Annotated in this window: 23 protein-coding genes; 9 read left to right on the top strand and 14 right to left on the bottom strand. The window is 57.2% G+C overall.

What is annotated here, in order from left to right; translation table 11 throughout:
* Nucleotides 1–659: 659 nt before the first annotated feature.
* Genes FY528_RS16960 through FY528_RS16950 form a run of 3 tightly spaced genes read right to left on the bottom strand, consistent with a single transcriptional unit; the run spans nt 660 to nt 2,711 of the window.
* On the bottom strand, nt 660–1,598 hold the full coding sequence (locus FY528_RS16960) for a TIGR01777 family oxidoreductase (protein ID WP_149072218.1): 939 nt from the start codon (nt 1,596–1,598) through the stop codon (nt 660–662).
* 59 nt (nt 1,599–1,657) lie between these two features.
* Entirely contained in the window at nt 1,658–2,311 is a 654-nt protein-coding gene (gene folE / locus FY528_RS16955; RefSeq protein ID WP_149072217.1) for a GTP cyclohydrolase I FolE, read from the bottom strand.
* Nucleotides 2,304–2,711, bottom strand: coding sequence for a 6-pyruvoyl trahydropterin synthase family protein (locus FY528_RS16950; protein WP_149072216.1), 408 nt, complete (start codon nt 2,709–2,711; stop codon nt 2,304–2,306). The genes folE and FY528_RS16950 overlap by 8 nt, the downstream gene beginning before the upstream one ends.
* Before the next feature lie 279 nt (nt 2,712–2,990).
* Between FY528_RS16950 and FY528_RS16945 the strand changes: the two genes are divergently transcribed.
* Nucleotides 2,991–3,698 carry a hypothetical protein gene (locus FY528_RS16945; protein WP_149072215.1) on the top strand — a complete coding sequence of 236 codons (708 nt, stop codon included), beginning with the start codon at nt 2,991–2,993 and terminating at the stop codon, nt 3,696–3,698.
* A gap of 70 nt (nt 3,699–3,768) precedes the next feature.
* Here the strand turns inward: FY528_RS16945 and FY528_RS16940 are convergent, their stop codons facing one another.
* Nucleotides 3,769–4,377: an inorganic diphosphatase gene (locus FY528_RS16940; protein WP_187632168.1), complete on the bottom strand. Its 609-nt coding sequence runs from the start codon at nt 4,375–4,377 to the stop codon at nt 3,769–3,771.
* Nucleotides 4,358–7,345 (bottom strand): M1 family metallopeptidase, encoded by a 2,988-nt coding sequence (locus FY528_RS21310; protein ID WP_187632167.1) that lies wholly within the window; start codon nt 7,343–7,345, stop codon nt 4,358–4,360. Before FY528_RS21310 ends, FY528_RS16940 begins: the two co-directional genes overlap by 20 nt.
* A 134-nt stretch (nt 7,346–7,479) precedes the next feature.
* On the opposite strand from FY528_RS21310, the gene FY528_RS16935 reads away from it, so the two are divergent.
* Nucleotides 7,480–7,848, top strand: coding sequence for a hypothetical protein (locus FY528_RS16935; RefSeq protein ID WP_149072213.1), 369 nt, complete (start codon nt 7,480–7,482; stop codon nt 7,846–7,848).
* A gap of 140 nt (nt 7,849–7,988) precedes the next feature.
* Here FY528_RS16935 and rplS read toward each other — a convergent pair whose 3' ends face one another.
* From rplS to FY528_RS16895, 8 genes are all read right to left on the bottom strand, one after another.
* The gene (gene rplS / locus FY528_RS16930) at nt 7,989–8,369 is read right to left on the bottom strand and encodes a 50S ribosomal protein L19 (RefSeq protein ID WP_149072212.1); all 381 of its coding nucleotides are present in this window, start codon (nt 8,367–8,369) and stop codon (nt 7,989–7,991) included.
* A 185-nt stretch (nt 8,370–8,554) separates the two neighbouring features.
* Nucleotides 8,555–9,232, bottom strand: a complete 678-nt coding sequence (gene trmD, locus FY528_RS16925) for a tRNA (guanosine(37)-N1)-methyltransferase TrmD (protein ID WP_149072211.1) — start codon at nt 9,230–9,232, stop codon at nt 8,555–8,557.
* A 30-nt stretch (nt 9,233–9,262) separates the two neighbouring features.
* The gene (gene rimM / locus FY528_RS16920) at nt 9,263–9,850 is read right to left on the bottom strand and encodes a ribosome maturation factor RimM (protein WP_149072210.1); all 588 of its coding nucleotides are present in this window, start codon (nt 9,848–9,850) and stop codon (nt 9,263–9,265) included.
* Between the two features lie 95 nt (nt 9,851–9,945).
* Nucleotides 9,946–10,485, bottom strand: a complete 540-nt coding sequence (locus FY528_RS16915; RefSeq protein WP_149072209.1) for a 30S ribosomal protein S16 — start codon at nt 10,483–10,485, stop codon at nt 9,946–9,948.
* A gap of 246 nt (nt 10,486–10,731) precedes the next feature.
* Nucleotides 10,732–11,487 carry an acyl-CoA desaturase gene (locus FY528_RS16910; RefSeq protein ID WP_149072208.1) on the bottom strand — a complete coding sequence of 252 codons (756 nt, stop codon included), beginning with the start codon at nt 11,485–11,487 and terminating at the stop codon, nt 10,732–10,734.
* A gap of 274 nt (nt 11,488–11,761) precedes the next feature.
* Complete coding sequence (locus FY528_RS16905) at nt 11,762–12,469, bottom strand: RluA family pseudouridine synthase (RefSeq protein ID WP_149072207.1); 708 nt, start codon at nt 12,467–12,469, stop codon at nt 11,762–11,764.
* Nucleotides 12,470–12,601: 132 nt separating this feature from the next.
* A complete protein-coding gene (gene panB / locus FY528_RS16900) occupies nt 12,602–13,417 on the bottom strand; it encodes a 3-methyl-2-oxobutanoate hydroxymethyltransferase (RefSeq protein WP_149072206.1) in 816 nt (271 codons plus the stop codon).
* A 77-nt stretch (nt 13,418–13,494) separates the two neighbouring features.
* On the bottom strand, nt 13,495–16,134 hold the full coding sequence (locus FY528_RS16895; RefSeq protein ID WP_187632166.1) for a putative LPS assembly protein LptD: 2,640 nt from the start codon (nt 16,132–16,134) through the stop codon (nt 13,495–13,497).
* Between the two features lie 219 nt (nt 16,135–16,353).
* Here FY528_RS16895 and FY528_RS16890 point away from each other — a divergent pair, with 219 nt between their 5' ends.
* The 5 genes from FY528_RS16890 (at nt 16,354) to FY528_RS16870 (ending at nt 21,732) form a co-directional block, all read left to right on the top strand.
* On the top strand, nt 16,354–17,163 hold the full coding sequence (locus tag FY528_RS16890; RefSeq protein WP_373281631.1) for an N-acetylmuramoyl-L-alanine amidase family protein: 810 nt from the start codon (nt 16,354–16,356) through the stop codon (nt 17,161–17,163).
* Between the two features lie 71 nt (nt 17,164–17,234).
* Nucleotides 17,235–18,260 carry an MlaD family protein gene (locus tag FY528_RS16885; RefSeq protein ID WP_168681252.1) on the top strand — a complete coding sequence of 342 codons (1,026 nt, stop codon included), beginning with the start codon at nt 17,235–17,237 and terminating at the stop codon, nt 18,258–18,260.
* Between the two features lie 110 nt (nt 18,261–18,370).
* On the top strand, nt 18,371–19,999 hold the full coding sequence (locus FY528_RS16880) for an acyl-CoA carboxylase subunit beta (protein WP_149072203.1): 1,629 nt from the start codon (nt 18,371–18,373) through the stop codon (nt 19,997–19,999).
* A gap of 294 nt (nt 20,000–20,293) precedes the next feature.
* A complete protein-coding gene (locus FY528_RS16875; RefSeq protein ID WP_149072202.1) occupies nt 20,294–20,752 on the top strand; it encodes a DUF3592 domain-containing protein in 459 nt (152 codons plus the stop codon).
* Nucleotides 20,753–20,868: 116 nt separating this feature from the next.
* The gene (locus FY528_RS16870) at nt 20,869–21,732 is read left to right on the top strand and encodes a DUF5694 domain-containing protein (protein ID WP_149072201.1); all 864 of its coding nucleotides are present in this window, start codon (nt 20,869–20,871) and stop codon (nt 21,730–21,732) included.
* Between the two features lie 98 nt (nt 21,733–21,830).
* Here the strand turns inward: FY528_RS16870 and FY528_RS16865 are convergent, their stop codons facing one another.
* A complete protein-coding gene (locus tag FY528_RS16865) occupies nt 21,831–22,238 on the bottom strand; it encodes a tunnelling fold family protein (protein WP_149072200.1) in 408 nt (135 codons plus the stop codon).
* Nucleotides 22,239–22,599: 361 nt separating this feature from the next.
* Between FY528_RS16865 and FY528_RS16860 the strand changes: the two genes are divergently transcribed.
* A complete protein-coding gene (locus tag FY528_RS16860; protein WP_149072199.1) occupies nt 22,600–23,052 on the top strand; it encodes a GNAT family N-acetyltransferase in 453 nt (150 codons plus the stop codon).
* A 188-nt stretch (nt 23,053–23,240) separates the two neighbouring features.
* Nucleotides 23,241–24,122, top strand: coding sequence for a transglutaminase-like domain-containing protein (locus FY528_RS16855; protein ID WP_149072198.1), 882 nt, complete (start codon nt 23,241–23,243; stop codon nt 24,120–24,122).
* Nucleotides 24,123–24,270: the final 148 nt, after the last annotated feature.

Here is a 24,270-nt window from a genome sequence, read left to right as displayed (position 1 = left end):
ATTTATGATAGGAGAATTATCACAGCGGCCGTAGCATAGCTTCGGTAAGCGGGGCATTATACATCAATCTGTTCATGTATGGTTCATTGTAGCTTGAATCCGCCTGCTTGCGCGACAACTGGATTTCACACGTGAATAAGATGTCGCAATAAGGACCGGAAGCGCCTAGTCTATCATAAAAATGGCGATGCTTATCTGATGGTCTGGCGTCTGGTGGTCCAGATCTATCCGGATAACGTTGGGCAAGTTCCTGGTATGTCAGTTGGCCCAAATGTATGCCATTTAGAATAGCGTAACGGTAAGGCTTCTTGAGCACAATCATTGACATACGGTGCCTGGGGCCAGATAAGATAAACTCTACCCCTTGGCGCTTATACAGAAGAGACGTCTCCCGTAGCCACATGCTGCCGCCGCTTCTTAACAATCCGTGCGTTGTGGTAACCTGGTGCTGGAAGTTGTGGCCGAATAGGGCAACGATGTCGGCTGAATCTGAGACGTGCTCAACTTTGCCTTTGCGCCTGAATTTGAGCTTGCCTTCTTTCAATAAGGCGATTACATCAGGATAACGATGAAATGGCGCCGCAGAAGGCGCTATTATAAGCAACGAGACGAACAGCAATAATCGGGTTGTCAAGTGCTGTAACGCCCGCTCCATACTCCTATAACTCCTCTCCGTAGAACGATTCCAGCGCCGGTTTCAGTTCTGGGTATTCAAACGTGAAGCCTTCCCGCAGTACTTTTTCGGCGCTTACCCGCTGCGAGGCCAGCACGATGTCGCTCATCTCGCCCATCATCAGCTTCAGGCCAAACTCCGGCACTTTGGGCAGCACCAGGGGGCGGTGCAGCACTCCGGCCAGGGTTTCGGTGAAAGTTTGGTTAGTGACGGGATTGGGCGCTACGGCATTATACACCCCCTGCCACTGGGGCTGCTCCAGCATCTGCATCAGCAGGCGGCATAAGTCGTCAAGGTGAATCCAGGACATATACTGCCGGCCCGAGCCCAGCGGTGCTCCGGCCATCATTTTAATAGTCCGGGCCAGGGGCACCAAGGCCCCGCCTTCGGGGCTGAGGACAATGCCCACCCGCGGCACAACGGTTCGTACGCCCTGCTCCTGGGCTGCCAGGGCCGCCGCTTCCCAGCGCCGCGATACATCCGCCAGAAAGTCGCCGGCGGGAGCAGGAGGCGTTTCCTCCGTTACCAGCTTGTCGCCGGCGTCGCCGTAGATGCCAATGGCCGATACCGACAGAAAGGCCCGCACGTGGTGCTGTCGCTCCCGCAACTCCCGCACCAGCAGGTTGGTGCCCCCCAGGCGGCTATCCAGTATTTCGCGCTTGCGCTCCTCGGTCCACTTGCCTTCCGAGACGCTGGAGCCCGCTAGGTTAATGACGTAATCGGCATAAGGCACGGCCGCTTCATCAATGGTTTGGGAGCGTAAGTCCCAGCGGAAGCGGCGGTAGTGCGTAGGCCCCGACTGGCGGCTCACATGCGCTACATCGTAGCCGGCGTCAATCAGCATCTCGCTGAGGCGGGTGCCAATCAGGCCGGTACCCCCGGCAATCAATACTTTACGGGCGGTTTCCTGCACGTTGGTAGCCATGAGCGAAAAGAGAGGGGAAATGGGCGCGCAAACTACAACCAAAAACCGGCATGCCCGGGCTACCGGCCAATCAGGCGCAGAAACTCGGTTCGGTACTGCTGGTCATCGGCAAAACGGCCGCTATACTCGGCCGTAATGGTGCTGCTGCTCGTGTCGTTTACACCCCGGCTCATGACGCACAAGTGGTCGGCTTCGATGAGGACGGCCACGTCTTCCGTCTGCAGGCTGTGTTTGAGCTGCTCGGCAATCTGGCGCGTAAGCCGCTCCTGTACCTGGGGGCGGCGGGCATAGTACTGCACCACCCGGTTTAGCTTCGATAGGCCCACCACATGCTCGCCCGGCAGGTAGGCTACGTGCGCCTTCCCAATGATGGGTACGAAGTGGTGCTCGCAGCACGAAAAGAGCGTAATGTCCTTTTCGATGAGCATGTTGTGGTACTGGTAGCGGTTTTCAAAGAGCTTGACGGCGGGTTCGTGGCGCGGGTCGAGGCCCCGAAACCATTCCTGTACGTACATTTTGGCCACCCGGCGCGGCGTGCCGCTCAGACTGTCGTCGGTCAGGTCGAGGCCCAGCAACTCCATAATGGCGTGGAAGTGCGGCTCCATGGCCGCAATTTTCTCCTCGTCAGATAAAGCAAAGGCATCCGGACGCAGGGGCGTACGCAGGTCGGCAGGAAGAAGCAAATCGGCAGAGCCGGACGCGGGGTTATCCATGGTATTCTACAAAATTTCGCTCCGTTTCGTAGAGCGTCACCGCTAACGCCAGAGTGGGGGCCAGGTGGGGGCGGAGCCGATTCCAAATGACAACTGCCATGTTCTCGGCAGTCGGGTTCAGCTGCCGAAAGTCTTCGGTGTCCAAATTCAGGTTCCGGTGGTCAAAGGTATCCAGAATCTCCCGTTTAATGAGCGTGCTCAGCCGTTTCATGTCGTACACGTAGCCCGTATCGGGGTCGATACTGCCCGTCAGGCGCACGACCAGCTCGTAGTTGTGCCCGTGGTAGTTGGCGTTGGCGCAGGGGCCAAAGGCCTCGGCATTCTCAGCGTCCGACCAAGCTGGGTTGTACAGGCGGTGGGCGGCGTTGAAGTGTTCTTTGCGGCAAATCGTAACCTTCATATGGCCCGATTAACCGGGATTCTGACAGAAGGTTTCAACGGGAGGCTATTCGCTAGCCTAAATATTGCTACCAAAGCCCTGATAATAGGGTTTTTGTTGGACTTCCTTAATATGCTATTGTGATTATATAACAAAAGCGGGGGCGGGCCAAAAAAAACGTTTGTTAGCGCACGGTTTTTGGGTTGGAGCTAGTTAAATTTGGTGAGTCGGTTTTCAGTCATTGGGCCGTTTGCTTCACCTCCTATTGCATTTCATTAACATTCAACCACTTTCACTTCTATGAAACCAGGCGTACTCCTAACCCTGCTGTTGATGTTCGTTCTGACGGTAACTGGCTACGCGCAGAAGTCGCCAGTGGACGAAACCGACATGGCTATCAAAGGTATTCCGCGTAAGGGCCAGCGCGTTACTATCCAGCTTGACAGCAAGCGGGTAGACGATTCTTGGCTGAAATGGATTACCGAAAAAATCGGCAAAGTGAAAGCCGATAAAGGCGTCTACACCATGGATGGTGTGGTTGTTGAGTCTATTTCCAAGACCCCTATTCGCATCATCAGCAAGGTTGATGCTACGCCTACCGGTACCTCCGTATGGTGGTCTATTGACTTGGGCAATGCCTACCTGAGCAAGGATGCTACGCCGGTGCAGTGGAAAGCCAGCGAAACGTACCTGAAAGACTTCGCCCGCATGCTCTACCGCGAAGACCTGGCCCTGCAGGTAGCTGAAGCTGAAAAAGCCCTGGTTGCTTCGCAGAACAACCACATGACGGTGATTCAGAAGGCTGATGCTATCAAGAAAGACATCGAGAAAAACAAAGCCAAGAAAATCGAAATTCAGCAGCAGTTGGTGCAGAACGCCGCTGAGCTGCAGCAGTACAACAATCAGATTGACATGAACCTGAAAGAGCAGGAAGCTGCCCGCGCCGACATTGTGAACATGCGCGTGGCCCTCGAAGCTGTGAAGGAGCGCATGAACAAGATTGAGTAGTTGTTCCTACTTCCACAAAAAAGCCCCGCTGGAACATCCAGCGGGGCTTTTTTGCGTCTTGTCTGCATGGTTATCGGGCCTGTTGAACAGCCTGGGCCGCGGCCCGCTCATCCTTCCAGCTCACTATCCGGATTTCGCCGGGCCGGCCCTGGTGCTGGTACCACTGACTTAGTGCCGTGCGTACGCCAGGATACTTATTGATGAGGCCCTGCCAGGTGCTGATGCCGGGTAGGATCTGCTGGCTGGGCCGGGCCGGCGTGGCCAGTACAACCTGCCGGAGCTGGCCCCCATCATCGAGGGTAAGCAACCCCAGGGCTTGTACTTCCACCACGGTGCCGGCGGGTTGGGCTTCGGCCAGCACCAGGGCCGGTAGCGGTGTTTGCTGCTCGGCGGCAAGCGTACTGGGAATGAAGCCTTGGTTGCCCGGAGAAGGCAGGAACTCCACGACTTGGTCGAGGCCCGCGCGCCGCACGGCCTCAAATTGCCTAGTAGCCGGGTTGTAGTGCTGCAGGTGATTGGTGCCAGCCGGGACTTCTACCACTACCTGCAACAGCTTGCGCTCCGCCGAATACGTGGGCAGTGTACTATAATCGGTAGAGCAGCTGCTGGCCCCGCCCGTAAGCAGGGCCAGCAACGCCCAATTCAGTGCAGAGCGGTTACTACTGCGCCAGGTGCTCATCCAGCAAGCGGAAAGGGTTGAGCTTGTCGAGGTGGAAGACAAAGCGCAGGTTGTCGGTAAACTCCTTGCGGCTGCCGGGCAACCCGTTGCCGAACTGCGAGCCAGCCACGGGTACGTAGAACTGGAAGATACCTCCGGGAATGATGGGCACCACCAAGCCCGCATCGTAGAAAAGGCGGCGCTGCTTGCCACTTTCGAGCAGTACTTTGTTGCTGGTAGCCCCAAAGTCGGCAAATACTTTCAAGCTGGTAATGGGCAAATCTCCCTGCACGTTCAAGGTGCTCAGCCATTTGGTGCTGGCTACCGGCAGGTAGGCTTTAAAGGCACCGTCGCGGTCGTTGGTCTGGTGGCGCTGGGCGGCCAGGGCCGGGGAAATCTGCTGACGGTCCAGGAAGGCAGTCTGACGGCGGTAGTCGGGGCTACCGCTCAGGCCCAGCACGTACGGCTGGGTTTCGGAGGAGGTGCCCACATTAGACAGGAAACGGCCCCCAAATAGGCGAATCGAAACACTCTTCTTGGCGGAATAGTAGCGCTGGAAGGTGCCCGCTGCCCGTAGCAGCCGGGCCTCGGCATTGCTGATAACCAAGCCCGGCTTGGGCGTCAGCTGGTTGAACTCTACGTAGCCCGTCCAACGCTGCAGGGCATTGCCGCCGTGCACCCGGTACTCCAGCGTTTGAATGCTGCTGGTCTGGTCTAGGTCTTCGTCCTTAATTGATGCTGAAGCCAGCTTCAGGGAGTGTTGCGGGGCGTCGTATGCCGAGAAGGGCAGGTCGAACGTGATGCTGGGCTCTACTTTCCGGTAGCGCTCGAAGCGCTGCACCAGCACGCCCGTCACAATCCGGCGGGCATACTTATCGGGCAGCACGTTCACGTTGAGCTGGGCAATACCGTTTACTTCCTTTTGGTTGAAGCTGTACATGGGCATCACCACGTAGGTGAGGCGCTGCAGTACCAGCGGGCTGCTGTAGAAAGCGGCCCCCAGCATGAACTTATCGGAGGTATTGGCCCCAATCACCGGGGTGAAGTTGACAATTGCCCGGTCCCAGCGCTGAATGGGCGCCAACCCGCCCTGAAAGCGGAAGGGCTCGACGCGACGGAAGCTGCCGCTGGTTTTGGTGCGGTCGTCGCGGCGGCTGAATTCGGTGGTGACGTAGTTGGCATCTACAGTTACCGCCTGTACGCCTTCGCGCCGGAAATTAAGCTGGGCAGATTCGTCCTCCTCCGTGATACCCAGCACGGGCGACCAGAGCGTCTCCAAGACTTTTCCTTGGGCATCGAGGGTAGAAACCGGCACCGCGAACGGGGCCGGAGAGTCGTTGCGTACCAGTACTTTCACCGTATCCGAAACCTGGATATCTTCAATGGTAGCGTCGTAGCGCACCCGCTTGCTCAGCATATCCTGGAAAAACCACCCCAGCTTCTGGCCAGTGCTTTCCTCGAAAGAAGCCTGCAGGTCCTCAGGATACGGATGGCGAAACTTCCACCGCTCGAAGTACGCGTGCATGGCCGCGTCAAACTTCTCCTGGCCCAGGTAATTCTCCAGGTAGTTGAACAGCGCCGCCGTTTTGCTGTAAACGATAAACGGGTAATTGAGCATGCCCGAAGCCGCCGAAGAAACTCCGTTCACGGGCTGGTCAAGCCCGCGGGAAGCCTGCGTCTGGTACGTGGCCTGCTCCAGCGCATACGCCGATAGGCCGTCCATATTGAATTTTGCCATCAGCGGCTTGATGCGCGAAAGCACCCCGGTTTGCATAGAGCCGGGCGAGTTGTTGAGGGCCGCTATCCGGTTATCAACGTAGGAGTTCAGGCCCTCGTCCATCCAGGCATAGTCCCGCTCGTTGGAGGCCAGAATGCCGTAAAACCAGTTGTGGCCCACCTCGTGCGAAATGGCGGAAGGCTCGGTCACCGTCACCATGGGGTACTCCATGCCAGAGCCGGCGCTCAAGGCCCCGTCTACGGCCGTGGCGGAAGGATAGGGGTATTCGCCCACCCACTTGGAGTAGTACGTCAGGGCGTCGTTCAGGTGCTGGAGCCCTTCAATCCAGCGGGTAGCATTCTTGTTAGTAAACAGTACCCAGGACGTTACCTGCCGGCCCGAAGGCAGCGTGACGCCGCTTTTCAGCACATTGAAGCGCTTATCGGCAAACCAGGCAAAGTCATGCACCTGGTCCTGCACGTAGCGCAGGGTTTTGGTTTCGGGAGCCGAGGCCGGGAACGATAAGTCGCTGCCGAAGTCCTTGCTGTCCTTCTTGGCGGCCGTGGCGGCGGCCAGCTGCTCCAGGCGCTGCTGCTCCTCGGGGTTTTGGAGCTGCCCGGTAGCGCCCACCACGTAGTTGGCCGGCAGGGTAATGCGCACATCAAACGACCCAAACTCAGAGTAGAACTCGCCCATGTTCAGGTAGGGCATGGGGTGCCAGCCGCGCTGGTCGAGTACGGCGGGCTTGGGGTACCACTGCGTAATCTGGTACGACTGTCCCACGTGCCCCAGCCGGGAGAAGGACGCGGGCAGCTTCACGTGAAAAGGGGTAGTGATGGTGATACTGGCCCCGGGAGCTAGCGGCTGCGGCAACACCAGCTTCGCCACATCCGGATTCTGGGAGTCGTACTCCAGGCGGGCGGCTTCGCCGTTTACTTTGAAATCCAGCTGGTCGATGAACCCGCGGTCGGCGGGCGGAGCAAACTGAAACTTTCGGTCGCCGTTGCGTAGCTGCTGCTTGGCAAAGGCCGTGGTGTTGTCGCGGTAGGCGTTGGGCCACAGGTGAAACCAGATGAAGGGCAGCGTTTCGGGGGAGTTGTTGGTGTATAGCAGCTCCTCCCGACCAGTCAGCTCGTGGCGTACATCATCAAGCGTTACGTCGATAGAGTAATTAACCTGCTGCTGCCAGGTGGCAGAAGGGGTAGGGGTAGTTTGGGCAGTGGCTGCCAGGGGAATAAGTGCCAGCCAGCAGCCCGCCAGAAATTTTTTCATACCAGAATACAAGAAAGGGGAGTACGAAAGTACGTTTCCGCGCCGGAAATGTGACGGACAACCTTTGCGGGAGCCAAGCCGTTTGCACAAGCTCATCCTTCACTACCGCCTTTAGCGGTGTATCCTTTCCGCCTATGTCTTTTCACAAATTGCCCAAAGACGATACCCAACACCAGAACCACCTCGACGGCGCCATCAAACTGCTGGGTCTCGATCTGCAGGAAGAATCCGAGAAAGCCGGCCTCGATAATCACCTGCAGCGTTGGATTGAAGACCTGAAGGATGCCAACAACCCGGAGCTACATCAATTAGTCATTGACCTGCAGGAATTGAAAGCCCACTTCAACAGCGGTGGGTTCGATAAAGACGTGGTCGGGACGCTGTTGGCACGCTTGGGCGAAAACACGACCAAAGCGGCTATCTTCTCCGAAAATCCCAACACCGCTGAGCGGATTACCAAGCTGGGCGAAACCCTTACGGCCACGGCAGCTCAGGTAAAGTAGTCTTAATAGGTACGATAAAGGCCCGGCTTCCTGCGTAAGGAAGCCGGGCCTTTTGCTGGGCATACCAGCCAACGTAAACGACAACGACCAGCCCCTGAGTAGGAGCTGGTCGTTGAAAAAATAGGGCAAGGTCCGTGGGATTAAGCCGTAACTTTCTCTACCACGTTCATACGCTTCTCTTTGATACGAGCAGCTTTGCCCGACAGACCACGCAGGTAGAACAGACGAGCACGACGTACTTTACCACGACGGATCAGCTCAATCTTGTCGATGTTGGGCGACAGCAGGGGGAAAATACGCTCCGTACCAATCTGGTTCGAAATCTTGCGTACCGTGAAAGTTTCGCCGTTCGAGTTGGAGTTCTTGCGCTGGATAACCACGCCCTGGAACTGCTGGATGCGCTCCTTGTTGCCCTCACGGATTTTTACGTGCACGTTGATGGTGTCACCGGCAGCAAACTTGGGGAAGCTGGCGCGGCGCTCCTGAGATTCAGAATTGATGAAGTCGAGAAGTACGCTCATGGCTGGAAAACTGTAAAAGACGGCCGCGCCGCCGAAGTAGGTTCTATTAAGGAGGCGCAAATATAGCGCTCTGTTTTGAGGATTGCAAGACGCGCGGGCGAATTGCTTGTTTGTTGAATGGATTAACAGTTAAATGGTTAGCCAGCTTCGCGTTGTAAGGTCGCCTGCTGCCACGGTGCAGCCCATTATCCATCCAGCAAGTCGGGGCGGCGCAGGCGGGTGCGCTCCACAGCTTGGTCGTGGCGCCACGCTTCAATTTTGGGCGTATTGCCGGAAAGTAGGATTTCGGGTACTGCCTGTCCGCGCCACTCAGCGGGGCGAGTATACACGGGCGGAGCCAGCAGGTTATCCTGGAAAGAGTCACTCAGGGCGGACTCCTCGTTGCCCAGCACCCCGGGCAGGAGCCGTACCACCGTATCGACCAGCACGGCCGCCCCCAACTCACCCCCGCTCAGCACGTAGTCGCCAATGCTGATTTCGTGGGTGATGTAGGCCTGGCGAATCCGCTCATCAATACCCTTGTAATGTCCGCAGAGAATGAGCAGGTTTTCGGCCATAGAAAACCGGTTGGCGTGGGGCTGACGCAGGGTTTGCCCATCCGGAGTCATATAGATAACCGCGTCGTACGTGCGCTGGGCCAGTAGCGCATCAAAGCAGGCAGCAATAGGCTCCACGCGCAGCACCATGCCGGCGCCCCCGCCAAATACATAATCATCAATCTGCCCGTGCTTGTTGATGGCAAAGTCGCGCAGCTGATGCAGATGAATAGCCACGAGGCCCTTTTCCTGGGCGCGCTTCACAATGGAATAAGCGAAGGGGCTTTCCAGTAGCTCGGGCTGGCAGGTAACAATATCAATCCGCATGAGAGGGCAGGTAAGGCGCAGTAGGCTGCGTTAGGGTTCTACAAATTCGTCCGGCTCGTCCCGCTCCCGGGAGGGTGGCGTCAAATACACTTCCAGTAAGCCGTCCGGTAGCTTTACGTGCAGGGTGCGGGCCGCCATATCAGCGTGGGAAATCAGCTCATCGGCTACCGGGATAAGTACTTCTTGGCCCTGGTACTGCATGGCTAGCACATCCTGCTGGGGCAGCTCGTAGAACGTTTCTACCGTGCCCAACTGGCCCAATGCCTCGTCTATTACCGTGAAGCCAATAACGTCGTGGAAGTAGAACTGGTCCTGCGCTAGGGCTGGCAGCTCGGCCAGGGGGCGCCACAGCTTGGCGTTGCGCAGCGGCTCCGCGTCTTCGATGCGGTCGATGCCCTTAAACTTGACCAGCGCCCGGGCTTCCGATTGCGGGGTGAGCTTTTCAATCTCGAAAGACGTGAGTTTGCCGGGGGCGCCGGGTAGCTCCAGCAGCACCGATTTCACCTTGCGGTACGCTTGCAGGTCGTCCACGTCAAGCGCGGCTACTACGAAGCCTTTCAGGCCGTGGGGCTTCACCACCGAGCCCAGCTCGTAGCAGTCATTGGGAGTAATGCTCATGGCAGGAGTAAGTATGGAAACGAAAAGAGGTGATGAGAAAGAGAAACGGGCAAACCGTTTAGCTTCTCATCACCTCTTACGAGTTGCCAGAAAAATTAAGCGCCGGCTTCCTCAGTTGCTTCGGCGGGAGCTTCAGCTTCGGTGGCTTCGGCCGCCGGAGCGCTAGCAGCCAGTGCAGCTGCCTGCTTAGCCCGCTGCGCCTCAGCGCGAGCTTCTTTCACCTTGGTTTCGGCGGCCAGACGCTCCTTGCGGGCTTCGTCCTTGGCAGTACCCAGGGTGGTACGCTTGCCTTCGATTTTGGCGTCTTTCTGCTCTTTCCAGTCGGTGAAGCGCTGGTCAGCTACATCCTGCGAAATAGCGCCTTTGATTACACCCAGCTGCAGGTGCTTGCGGTACAGCACGCCGCGGTAAGAAAGCATAGCACGAACCGTATCGGTCGGCTGGGCACCTTTCATAATCCAATCGAAAGCCTTATCCCCATCGAAGTTGATGGAAGCAGGGTTCGTGTTGGGGTCGTAGGTACCGATTTTTTCGATGAAGCGGCCGTCGCGGGGCGAGCGGGAGTCAGCAACAACGATGTCGAACTGTGCGGCCTTCTTGCGGCCACGACGGGCGAGGCGGATTTTAACTGCCATAAACCGGTTTGGTTAAGCGACGCATCCCGTGCGTCTGGTTGAAAATGAGGTGCAAAGGTAAGGGAAAAGGGGCAGTTGTGAAAGGTGAAGTTGTGAATCGGAGAATAAGATGCCCGGTCGTAGTACATTGTGACCATATAAACGGCGCTTACCGCTAAAACCCAGATACAGAAAAGGCCCTTCCGCGAGGCAGAAGGGCCTTTTCGTGTGAAACGAAGCTTTATAATTTCACCTTGCGTAAGTCGGCTATGCCGCCATGTTGACGGGCTCCTGCCACTTGCGCTTTACTTTCACCACGCCCACTTTATCGAGGGTCCAGATGAACATGTACGTGGGGTCAAACTCCCACCACTTCACGCCGAAGTTGACGCGCATGGGCAGCTTGTGGTGGTTGTTCTGGAACAACTCTCCGAAAGCCAGGAAGTCCAGCGCGAGGGTGTTCTTGGAGTGGTCGTGGTTGTCGAAGTTCTGGTAGCCGTATTTGTGGCCGCCCCAGTTCACGATAGCGCCGTGGATGGGACCCATCAGGAAGTGGATGGGCAGGAGCAGGTACTGCCACCAGGCCGTGGCAAACTGAATGTAAAACAGCACGTAGAGCGTGCCCCAGCCAATGCGGGAATACCACTTGTCGCCAAAGTCCTCAATGGCCTGCCACTCGGGGTAGTCGCCCTCAAAACGCTCGGCTGCGGCGTAGTCGCGGTTCAGCACGGCGTTGTAGATGTTCTTGGTCTTCCACATCATGGAAAACGCATTCGACGAATACAGGGGAGAGTGGGGGTCCAGCTCCGTATCGGAGTAGGCGTGGTGCATGCGGTGCAGCAGCGCATACGCCCGCGGCGACAGGAAGGAAGAGCCCTGGCAGATGTACGTGAACAGGAAGAAGAACTTCTCCCAGAACTTGTTCATCGTGAACATTTTGTGCGCTGCGTACCGGTGCAGGTAGAACGTCTGCGTGAACAGCGACAGGTAATAGTGAGCAACGAAAAAGATGAGTATTGGCATGAGCCGGCAAATGAGGTGTGCGAAGGCAAGGACAAGGCAAGCTGCTGCCCCGCATAAGCTATGCTGCGGGGCTTTCGTTCAATAGCGCGCTGCAAAACTATGGCCTTGCCAAGGCCCCTTCAATAAAAGTGCCGAAAAGGTCATAATCTTATTCAAGTGCAACCGCAGTGGGAAACCGGCGGTGCATTGGCTGCCTCAAAACAGCAGAAGACAAAAAGCAGCTCAACGGCAGAGCCGCCGCCGCTTGGGCCCGCTGGTGGCCGAAGCACACGGGCTAGTAATAAGCCTGCGCGGCTTCCCAGTGAGGCATGTCGGGCAGGGGGGCCACAAAGCACATAGCCTCCTTCGTTACGGGGTGCTGAAACTCCAGCTGGCGGGCGTGCAGGGCTATGCTGACGTCGGGCAATGGGGCCAGGAAGCCATATTTCACGTCGCCCACAATAGGGGTTCCCAATCCGGTGCTTAGCTGCACCCGAATCTGGTGCGGGCGGCCGGTAATAGGATTTACCTGCACCAGCCACCGGTTGCCGGCCTGCCCGAGTACGGTGTAATCCAGGTCGGCTTTCAGGCCTTGGGAATGACGCTCGGTATAGGCCTTGGTGGTGTTGCGAATAGGGTCTTTCACCAACCAGTGGGTGAGGTGGCCGGTTTCCGGCTCCGGGCGCTTGCCCGTCAGGGCCCAGTAGGTTTTGTGCACTTTGTTGTCGCGAAACAGCTCATTCAGGCGGCTCAGGGCCTTGCTGGTTTTAGCCAGGGCTACCACGCCGCTCACGGGCCGGTCGAGGCGGTGGGCCACCCCGATAAAGGCCGCGCCGGGCTTTTTGTATTTAAAGCGCAGGTATTCTTCCGCCTTGGCGGAGAGGGGCTCATCCCCGGTAGCGTCGCCCTGGACGAGCAACCCCGCGGGCTTGTTGATGATGAGCAGGTGGTTGTCTTCGAACAGAATTTCCTTCTGCTCCGACCACAAATTCGGACGGTTCACTTTACAGGAATTAATAATTAAGAATTAATAATTAAGAACTGGTCAGAAACGCCTCTTGCCGCCTGGTAAAGCAGAAAAGACACCCGACGACGCGCTTATTTATTAATTATTAATTACTCATTATTAATTAAACTAGTAAGCTTCTTCCGCGCTGGGGAAGTCGTGGGTCTTGACGTCGTTGATGTAGCGCGCAACGGCGTCGTGCATCAGGTCGCCGAGGTCGGCGTAGCGCCGCAGAAAGCGCGGCTTAAACTCTTTGGTGATGCCCAGCATATCGTGCACCACCAGCACTTGCCCGTCTACGTCGGGGCCCGCCCCAATGCCGATAACGGGAATAGTAAGCTGCTCGGCCACCTGCTTGGCCAGGGCGGAGGGAATCTTTTCGAGCACCAGAGCAAAGCACCCCAGCTCCTGCAGGAGCTGGGCGTCTTCCAGCAGCTTCTGCGCTTCCGCTTCCTCTTTGGCCCGCACGGTGTAGGTACCAAATTTGTAAATGCTCTGGGGCGTGAGGCCCAGGTGACCCATCACCGGGATGCCCGCCGTGAGAATGCGGCTGATGGACTCGCGAATTTCCGCGCCGCCTTCCAGCTTGATGGCGTGCCCCCCCGACTCCTTCATGATGCGGATAGCCGAGCGCAGTGCTTCCGAGGAGTTGCCCTGGTAGGAGCCGAAAGGCATATCCACCACCACCAAGGCCCGCTTCACGGCCCGCACCACCGAAGAGGCGTGGTAGATCATCTGGTCCAGGGTGATAGGCAGCGTGGTTTCGTGGCCGGCCATAACGTTGGAGGCCGAGTCGCCTACCAGCAGCACATCAATGCCGGCGCCGTCCAGAATGGTGGCCATAGAAAAATCGTAGGCCGTGAGCATCGAAATTTTCTCCCCCCGCCGCTTCATAGCCAGGAGCTGGTGGGTGGTGATGAGCTTAACCTCTTTGTGCTGCGACATGGAAAACGGAGGAGGGCGAGTGGAAGGCCGGGGAAATAATTCTCAAAGCTGAGCAAATTCCCCCAATTTCCGAGGCATTAGCGGTTGTAGAAGGAGCGGTTGCGCGTCAGCTTCAGGTCCTGGAGCAGGGCCGACTTGGCCGCAATGGTAAAGTTGTAGCCCTGGCGGGGGCCAAACGGAATCCAGTTGCCACTGATGGCCCAGCAGTGCAGGTCCCGGTAAAAGTCGAGCGAGGTGTACGTAATTTTCTGATTCCGGAAGTCGTAGCCGCTGCTGTAGCCCACGCGCAGCTTGTCGGTAATCTTGATTTCCCCATTCAGGTTCAGCGCAACGGAGGTAAAGGAAGACGGCCGGGTTTGGCCCGCGCGGGGCAGTGCCGGCGCCTGGTTGCTATAAGCGGCCGCAAACGAGGCGTTCAATGTCCAGGGAATGGAAAAGTCCACGTAGTCCTCGTAGGGATTCACGGGGTCGGGGGTGCCCAGGGCCGGATTGTTGGTGGGCGCAACCTGGGTATTTTTAGCCCCGGGCTTCCGCTGCGGATTAAACTGGTAGGTCATCGACAAGTTGCCCGACTCAAGCCGCGCCAGACGGGGCTTGCTTTGCTTCAGCAGGTATTCATTGATGAGGCGGCCGGTGCTGTCGCGCTGGTAGGCGTTAAAGCTCGCCGACATCAGAAAGTTGAGCTTGCGCGCAATCTGCGTGTTAAACGAGGCGCTGATCGGGGAAAGTTGCAGCGTCTCAGCGGCTAGGTTGTAGGAGCCATTGAGGCTGAGGTTGTCAATCAGGCTTACTTTTTCGAAGGGGGTGGTGCCGGTCGTATCGGTTTTGGAGCGCACCTTCATTTCTACCTGGTTGTTCAGGGAGAAAGACAGCAGGCTGGCCCGCCGGCCGCCGGAGGGGGCATAGGGGAAATTATTGTACAAGGAAAAAACCTGCTCGCCCACCAGCCGGCCGCTGGCGTCCGTGAGGTTGGGCAGCGGCACCGTCTCATACAGCCAGGTAGACCGGCTGAAATCGGGGGAATAGCTGTAGCTGAGAGAAGGGTTTACCTTATGGCGGATAGCCTCCACACGCTTGCCCTTTATGGGAAGCAGCCCGTAGAAGTTCGTGCTCAGCGAAGCGCTGCCTTGGTAGGTGTGCGCGTAGTTGAAGCCCCGCAGCGTGTCGATGCGCACGGCCTGCGCGGCTTCGACGTAGCGGTAGTCTAACCGCTTGTTGTACATGCTGGAGCTATAGGATACGTTGGGCGTAAAGCTCAGGTGCTTCAGCAAGGTGTAGCTGCCCAACGAAATATTGAATACGTTCTGCAGGCCCGACTGGGTGTTGCGCAGCAGGTCGCCCAGGTTGTCTAAGCTAATGGGAATGCGGCGTGCTTCGCTGGTGCCCCCAATGAGCGGGAGGCCGTTCAGCTGGCGGGCCGGCTGTACGTTGCTCAGGCGGTTCTGGCCGTTGAGCGTGTAGCCGATGGCAATCTGCTCGTAAATAGTGCTGAGCTTGCCGCCCTGGGGCAGGCCCAGCCACTCGTAGGGATACTGGCGGGCCACACCCACGGTAAAATCGGGCAGGGTAAGGTTCATCTCGCCGGTACCGGTGTTCTGGCTCTGGGCCAGGTTCACGGAGTAGTTGATGGGGGAGTTCCGAATCTGCTTGGAGTAGCTGACGTTCGACTGAAACGAAGACGTGAGGTAACGTTCCGTATCGAAAGCGTTCAGCCGGTTGTAGTCCTGGCTGCCTAGGTTAACGGAGGCACTGAACTGTCCGCCCCCGGGCCGGGCCTGGGGCGCGTGGCTCCAGTTTACCCAGAAGGTGCGCGGCGACTTGGGCTTGATGTAGGGCTGGTCGACGGTTACGTCTTCGTCGGGCAGAATTTCATTGGCCGGCCGCTGGTTGAACGCTAGGTTCATGGACCCGCTGTAGCGGTAGCGCTTACGGTACTGAATATCGGCCTGGGTGCCCCAGCCCCCAAAGTCGCTGCCGGCACCCGAGTAGATTTCGCCCGTCAGGCGCACACCCACGTACTCACTGGCGGCCCAGTAGTAGCCGCCGTTGCGCAGGAAGAAACCCCGGTCATTGGTTTGCCCAAAAGAAGGAATAATCAGCCCGGACGCCCGCTTCTTGTTGCTGGGCGTGGGAAAGTACCCGAACAGAAACCCCAGCGGGGTAGGAATGTCGCCGATTACCAGGTTGAACGGCCCGCTGACGACCTGCTCCCCGGGAATCACCTTCATCTTGTTCGCATTGATGAAAAAGTGCGGGTGCTCCAGATTACAGGTAGTATACACCCCGTTGCGTCCGTAAATTTCGCCGGTAGCCTGGCGCTTGATGGTTTCGGCGTGGATGTACCCCTCCCCCTGCTGGGTAACGGCTTCGGCGATTTTGCCTTTGCGGGTTTTAAAATTATAGGCAATTCGGCCGGCCTGGTAGGTTTCACCCCCGTTTTTGAACACGGGTTTGTCGCGCACCCGTCCCGTGGTATCTGGCGCACCCTCCGCCGTTAGAATGTTCTTGTTGTAGTCGATAGCAATGCGCGCCGCGTTCAGCGACAGGTCGTCGTAGTTGATCTTGGCCTTGTCGTAGAGGTAGGCCACGCGGCTGGCCACGTCGAACCGGATGGAGTCGGTAGCTGAGTAGGTGATAGTCGTTTTGATGTCGCCCTGGGGGGCAGCGGCCACGCGCAGGGAGTCGCCCGTGCCCGTTCGGGTGGTGTCGACGGCCAAGCGCGGCACGGGTTTTGGAAGGGGGCGCTGCTGAGCCAGCGCCGCTCCGCCCAAGCTAAGCCACAGCCCAAGCAGGAGCGCCAGGCCCGGGGCCCTGTGGTATGCCAGGTGAAAAAGGTAGCGGGTAGAAGACAGCGCAGACAAGGCCACGTAGTTTTTATCGTTTATTTTGTGGCAGTGCGCAAAGGTAGCGCCTTGCTACCCCAACTAACGAACTCCGTGCGGAATATTGTCGCTTTCGGAACAGCCGTCCTACTGCTGCTTTCCAGCTTTTCAGCCCCCTCTGCTTCGGTTCCGGCCGCGGTACCGGTATACAAATACCGGCTGCGCACCGTAGTGCTCGACGCTGGCCACGGCGGCAAAGACCGCGGCTGCGCCGGAGCCACGGCACGGGAAGCCGATATTGCGCTGAAGCTGATTCTGGAGCTGGGCCGCCTGATTGAGCAGAACATGCCCGATGTGAAAGTGGTGTATACGCGCAAAACGAATGTCTTTGTAGAGCTGGCCGACCGGGCAGGTATTGCCAACCGCCACGATGCCGACCTATTTATCAGTATTCACTGCAACGCGGGCCCCTCAGTGGCGCACGGTACAGAGGTATGGACCATGGGCCCGCACAAGACTGATGCCAACTTAGGTGTAGCCAAGCGGGAAAACGCCGTAATTCTGCAGGAAGACAACTACAAAGAGCGTTACAACGGCTTTGACCCACATTCTCCCCAGAGTCATATTTTATTTTCGCTCTTCCAAAGCGCGTACATGGTTAATAGCATCCGGTTTGCGCAGAAGGTTGATCAGCAGTTCCGCACTACAGTGAACCGCCCCAGCCGGGGCGTGAAGCAGGCAGGCTTTCTGGTGCTCTGGAAAACGGCCATGCCTTCCGTCCTGATTGAGGCCGGGTTCTTGACCAATCGGGCCGATGAGCGGTACCTCAACGATAAAGCCGGACAATCGTATATGGCCTCAGGTATTTATCGTGCCTTCAAAGAATACAAGCGTGAGCTCGAAGGCGACTCTACCGCCGACTAGCGTTGGAGTCCGGGCCGTCCCGTTAGTTGTTTGCATTTTTTTGCTTGCCCACGTTCCAATCTAGCTTCATCGTGTCGAAAGAAATTAAAGTCGCCCTGCTGGCCATTGTGGCCTTGGTAGGGTTATTCGTCGGATTCCGGTTTCTGAAAGGCAGCAATGTCTTGTCGTCGAACCGCACCTATTATACCAAGTACGACAGTGTAGATGGCCTCACGCCGGGCGGGCAGGTAATTCTGAACGGTATTCCGGTGGGGCAGGTCAAGGAACTAGAGTTGCTGCCCGAAGAAGGCAATCAGGTGCGGGTAACCCTGGAGCTGGGCAAAGACATTGTGGTGGGCGACTCCACGGTGGCGGTACTGGGGGGCAGCATTCTGGGCTCCAAAACCGTGACGCTGAAGCTGGGCAAGAATACCAAGCAGTTTGACGGGGGCGAAACCATACTTTCCTACCACCCGGCCAGCATTACCGATGCTTTCCAGGCCCGGGCCCTGCCCGTATTGGGCACCGTCGACTCAACCCTGATTAAAGTAAACTCCTTCCTGAACAAGGATGCCCGCTTGAGCCTGCAGGCTACTTTGCTCAACGCCCAGGGTACCACAGAAGCGCTGAAGAACCTGCTGCTGATGAACCAGCGCAACATCAATCAGATTACCTCCAACATGGCCCGCCTCACGGCCGACCTGTCGGTAACGCAGCGCAAGCTGGACAACATTGCCAGCAACTTCAGCGTGCTGAGCGACTCCCTAAAAAACGCGCCGGTGGGTCCGGCCATGCGCAAGCTCAATGCCACGATGAGCGAGGCGCAGAGCACCATGACCACGCTCAACCACTCGCTCACCGACCAGAAAGGCTCCTTGGGCAAGCTTATCAGCGACACGCTGCTCTACAACAACCTCAATGCTACGGCCGCCAGCTCCAATGCCTTAATTCAGGACTTGCAGGCCAATCCCAAGCGCTACGTGCATTTCTCTGTGTTTGGCGGCGGGAAGAAAACCAAAACCGAAACCACCACGAAGCCCAGCGGCGAAGTGGAAAAGAAAACGAAAGTGGTGACTTCTCCTACCACCGAGGCAGTGGTTACGCCCAATGGACAGTAACCAGTGGCAACGGCTGGAAATCCAGCACAGCATTTCTCTTACCTTTGAATCCGCCCCGCTGGGGCGGATTTTTTATTGCCCTCCCATCCCACCCAACCTGTTCCCACCCCATGGACCTCGAGTTCAACAAAAACGAAGACCAACTCAAGCAACTCACGTTTCAGCTCAGCCAGCGCCTGAAGAAAGTAGCCCTAGGCGGCGGCGAAAAGCGCATTGAAGCCCACAAAGCCAAAGGCAAGCTCACCGCCCGGGAACGGATAGACTACCTGCTCGACAAAGGCGCCAACCAGGTGGAAATCGGCGCTTTCGCGGGGGAGGGCATGTACAAAGAGGAGGGAGGCTGTCCCAGCGGCGGCGTGGTGGTCGTCATCGGCTACGTGCAGGGCCGGCAGTGCGTGGTGGTAGCCAACGACGCCACCGTGAAGGCCGGGGCCTGGTTTCCCATCACGGCCAAGAAGAACCTGCGGGCCCAGGAAATCAGTATCGAAAACAAGCTGCCCATTATCTACCTCGTCGACTCGGCGGGGGTGTACCTGCCCATGCAGGACGAAATCTTTCCCGACAAGGAGCACTTTGGCCGTATCTTCCGCAACAACGCGGTGATGAGCAGCATGGGCATCGTGCAGATTTCGGCCATCATGGGCCCCTGCGTGGCCGGCGGCGCCTACTTGCCCATCATGAGCGACGAGGCCATGATAGTGAACGGCACCGGCTCGGTATTCCTGGCGGGTTCCTACTTAGTAAAATCAGCCATTGGCGAAACCATCGACAACGAAGCCTTGGGCGGCGCGAGCATGCACTCGGAAGTTTCGGGCGTGACGGATTACAAGTTCGAAACCGACGAAGAGTGCCTCGACCACATTCGCAACATCTTCGACAAGCTGGGTGCCCAGCCCACGGCCGGCTTCAGCCGCAAGGAGCCCGCGGCCCCCAAGCTGGCGGAAAAGGAAATCTACGGCCTGCTGCCTGCCGACCGGGTGAAGCCCTACGATATGATGGACATCATCAACCGCCTGGTCGATAACTCGGAGTTTGAGCCCTACAAAGACCTGTACGGGCAGACGCTCATCTGCGGGCTGGCGCGCATTGATGGCTGGGCCGTGGGCATCGTGGCCAACCAGCGCAAGATTGTGAAGAGCAAGAAAACCGGCATGCAGATGGGCGGCGTTATCTACTCCGACTCCGCCGACAAGGCCGCGCGCTTCATCATGAACTGCAACCAGAAGCGCATCCCGCTGGTGTTCCTGCACGATGTGTCGGGCTTTATGGTCGGCAGTCAGAGCGAGCAGGGTGGCATTATCAAGGACGGCGCCAAGATGGTGAATGCCATGAGCAACTCAGTGGTGCCCAAGTTCACGGTGGTAGTGGGCAACTCCTACGGGGCCGGCAACTACGCCATGTGCGGCAAAGCCTACGACCCGCGCCTCATTGTGGCTTGGCCCACGGCCCAGCTGGCTGTGATGAGCGGCGCGGCGGCGGCCAACACGCTCCTGCAAATCCAAGTGGCCTCGCTCAAAGCTAAAGGCGAAGTCATCACCCCCGAAGCCGAGAAGGAGCTGCTCGACCGCATCAAAGCCCGCTACGAGGAGCAACTCTCGCCTTACTACGCCGCGGCCCGCCTCTGGGTAGATGCCGTGATTGACCCGCTGGAAACCCGCAAAGTCATTTCCGAAGGCATTGCGGCGGCCAATCACGCCCCCATTGAGAAGGCGTATAATGTGGGCGTGATTCAGGTGTGAGGCAGTAGACTAGGGCTTGTTGTTCTGAAATTTGTGTCAATCAAATAGGAGGCAAATGATGGTGAAATGGATAATACTTCAACGTTGCCATCTGAAGGCAAGCGGGGAGATTATAACTTTTAGCCAGCTTTTGTAACCCCTCGGCCTATTTACAGCTTCAACTTCACCAGCAAACGTGGTAATCATAACGCGTTTCTAAATACCCACCCGTAGCCGCTACTGACATTCGTGTTAGTAGCGGCTACGTTCATTATATCTTTACTAGCGCTGTCAACACGACAGGATGAATTATCCGTGAAGTATGAAAAAGGCAAGGCTATGAAAGACAATGTGATGCTGGGATTTGTGCTGTCAGGTATCACAGGCTTACTACTGCTGGTATATACTGTGAATAAGGTACAGGAGCAAGTAGATTTTTTGAAGAGCGGCCAAAGCACAGTTGCCAAAGTATTCAAGCTGGAGACCGTTGAAGGAGATGATGGGGTAGTGCAATACAAACCCATATTTGTGTACCGAACACCTTCAGGAGAGCCGTTCATCTATACGGACTATTTTGCCAGCCGTCCGGCTTCTTGGCAGATCGGCGACGCAGCCCACATAGTGTACAACCCCCTTGAGCCACAGCAAGCCAAAATTCTAACGGTTTTTGAAGTTTTCGGCTCTAGCGCTCCATTGCTAGTACTTGCTGTTGCATTGATGGTGGTGGGCGGAGGCTACGTTTGGGCGGAGCGGTTCTTGACTTCTTTGCTATAGTTGAACCACAGTTGGATGGGCCTGAATACCTGCGCATCAGCTTGCGCTTGTTTATAGAAGTGCAACCTTCAGCCAACCAGATGGCTCCTTCAGGCTAAGTTCCTATTCTACACTACATGAGAAAACTCCTCTTGCTGGCTGCTGCGTTGGCCGTCAGCTTAGCTACCACCACGCAAGCTCAAACTAAGCCCACCGACGTGATGATTGTGGGCTCCGACCACCTCAACCAGATCTACAGCAAAGATTACCCCACTACTGATGTGCTGACTGCCCAGGGCCAGCAGCATATCGGGCGCTTCACGGCGGCGTTGGCCCGCTACAAGCCCGATATGCTGGTCGTGGAAAGTCTGCCCGAGGAGCAAGGCGAAATCGACAGCCTCTACGCCCTGTACCGTCAGGACAAGCTGAATCTGGCCACGCTGCCTGGGGGGCGCAGTGAGATATTTCAGGTGGCTTTCCGGCTGGGCAAGCAGCTTGGTCTTTCCCGGATTTACTGCGCCAATGCTCCCGGCGGCACGTCGCAGGGGATTTTGCGCACCGGCCAGAACATTGAGCTATACCAGCAAGCCCAGCAGGAATTGAGCAAAGCCTCCGGCGGCCTGCGCACCAAGCTCCAGCAGGGGGCCATTTCGCTCTATGACTACGAAGTGGCCATCAACCAGCCGGAGCTCTATAATCTGGTGTACCGATTGCGGTACGTGACGCCGGCTCGGGTGGTAAATGGCCGCTTCACCAAGCCCGATGCCCAGGTCGATACGGCTTTCATCAACCCAAAATACATTGGGGCAGAGCTGATTTCGGTATTCAAGAACCGCGACTATAAAATCTACTCCAACATTGTAGTGCAGGCCCTGCAAACCAAGCCCCGGCGGGTGCTGGCGCTGTTTGGGGCGGCCCACATTGGCTCTATGCAGAGCATCTTTGCCAGCGACCCGGCGTTTCGGGTGGTGGAGTCGAAGAAGTACCTGGGCAGAAAGTAGCTCTAAACCGGGTACTGGTAGACGCACCCAAACAGCAGGGGGCCGGATAGCAATTCTATCCGGCCCCCTGCTGTTTGTAATTTAGCTAGTAGTGCTGGCTACTGACGCTGCGAAAGGGCGGAGGCGGGCAGTACGGGCTGCATTCCAGTCCACATCCAGGTAAAGGCCGAATACTGACCGGCGGTCAGCACCTGGCTCAGCTCAGAGAAATATTCCCGGTTCACGTTCTCGTCGTTTTCGGGCGTACGCTTTAGCTGGTTCAGGTGGGCGAGGCGCTGCACGGTAGCCCGGTACACGGCCCGTTTCTGGCCAGCCTTCAGGTCAAGAACCTGCGTGAAATATGCCGTCAGGTGCATGGCCCGGCCACTGATTTCGGCGGCTGACAGCTGGGTAAGGCTGGCCGATTCTACGGGGTTTGAAGGCTCGGAAGCGGCGGCGGAAGAAACGACGAAGCCGCTGATCAGCAGCAAACCGGCAACAAAACGGGAAATAGCAGAAGTAGACATATGGAGAAGCGTCAGAGGAAGAAATACCTAGTGCAGGTTTTTGAACTTGCACCAAAGGAGGACCAAATATAATTGGTCAATACGTGTTAATTGAATAATCAGTATAAAATATTTGCAAAATGCAAAAATGTTGTTTGCCTGGCAGCCCCTAGTGCGCAATTTCCGAAACCGTCCGGCTGCGCTAAGGAGAGCATAATACCTGTCTCTCTGAACAGCCTTGGCGAAGTAGTAACGGGGTTCGGACTGCTTTAATTAGTTGCACCGTTTATGAAATCACAATTGACGTCTTCAGTCTACTTGTTAACCGCGTCCTCAACCGGGTGCGCCTTGGTTGGTAGTGCGCCGGCGCGTATCTTGAGGTATGCTGACTTTACGCAAGACCACTTCGGCCGATGCCGATTTTCAGGAGCACGTGGCGCTGCTGGATCAGGACCTGGCCATTCGTGACGGGGCCGAGCACGCCTTCTACGCCCAGTTCAACAAGATTGACCTGATTCAGCACGCCGTGGTAGCGTACTGGAACGATCAGCCAGTGGGGTGCGGGGCCATCAAGAAGTACGACGAAACCACTTCCGAGGTAAAGCGCATGTTTGTGCGCCCCGAGTTTCGGGGGCAAGGGGTGGCAGGCGCTGTTTTGCGGGAGTTAGAGCAGTGGGCCCAGGACCTCGGCTACACCGCTTGCGTGCTGGAAACCGGGAAAAAGCAGCCCGAAGCCATCCGCCTCTACGAGAAAAGCCAGTACGCGCGCATTCCCAACTACGGCCAGTATGCCGGGGTCGAAAACAGCGTGTGTCTGCACAAAGCGCTGCGGTAAGAAGTAAATTAGCTGGTCAGGCTTCAGGCCGCTGCTCACTTGGCGGCTGGTAAAGGAAGTGAACAATCTACCCCCGAATGGGCGTTAGTTCTCAGCGGCGGTGGGGAAAACCTGCCTTCGTTGCGTTACTTTGTGCTTCCTGTGCTATTTTCTAGGCTTTCCGCTCTTCTGACTCTACGCTGCCTCCCTTGACGAACAAAGAAATTAAAGCCCTTATTTCCCTGCTCGACGACCCGGAAATTGCCCCCCAGATTCAGGAAAAAATTCAGACCCTGGGGGAAAGCATTATTCCGTTTCTGGAAGAGTCGTGGGAAGAAACCCTAAACCCGGACCAGCAGCAGCGCCTGGAGAACCTGATTCACCACCTGCAGTTCGACGGGCTACAACAGCGCCTGCGCGTGTGGCGCGACTCGGGTGGCGAAAACCTGCTGGAGGGCATGTGGCTGCTGAACTCCTACCAGTACCCCGATGCCGACCTGCAAGCCCTGAACCGCTCCATTGAGCAGCTGCGCTTTGAGGTATGGACGCTCACCCGCCCGGCCATGCACCCCGCCGACCAGGTGCAGACGCTCAACCACATACTTTTCAAAACGCACAAGTTTGCGGCCAATACCCAGAACTTCCACTCCCCGGCCAACTCCATGCTCCAGCGCGTGCTCGAAACGCGCCGCGGCAACCCGCTTACGCTGTGCGTGATTTACTTGCTGGTGGCTCAGCGCCTGGGCTGGCCGGTGTACGGGGTAAATCTGCCTAATCTGTTTGTGCTCATGTTCCGGCCCACCAATCCCAATGTGGAGCCCTTCTACATCAACTGTTACAACCGCGGCCTCATCCTCTCCCGCACCGACATTGAGCACTACATAGCCCAGCTAAACCTGACGCCCAACCCCATGTTCCTAGAGCCCTGCTCGCACCTGGATATTGTACGCCGGGCCCTGCGCAACCTGGCGGTAAGCTTCGAGAAAATTCAGGAGCCAGCCAAGGCGGCCGAGGTGACCCAGCTGCTGTCCATCCTGCTCGATGCTCCGGAAACTGCGCCCGAAGCCGCTAACGACGAGACGGAGGACTAGCTCCCTAAGCCGGCCCCCTCATGTCCTAGAGAGTGTGGACAGTCAGCGCATCCAATCCAGGGCGGCGAGCAGGTGAGCGACGGCTAAAAAAGAGGCGGCGGTTTTCTCGTAGCGGGTGGCCAAGCCTCGCGCTTCTTTGAGCCGGCCG

The organism is Hymenobacter lutimineralis, from assembly GCF_008271285.1.
GTDB classification, from domain to species: domain Bacteria; phylum Bacteroidota; class Bacteroidia; order Cytophagales; family Hymenobacteraceae; genus Hymenobacter; species Hymenobacter lutimineralis.
The sequence above is the reverse complement of the archived record's forward strand: the minus strand, read 5'-3'. Positions and strand labels throughout refer to the sequence as shown.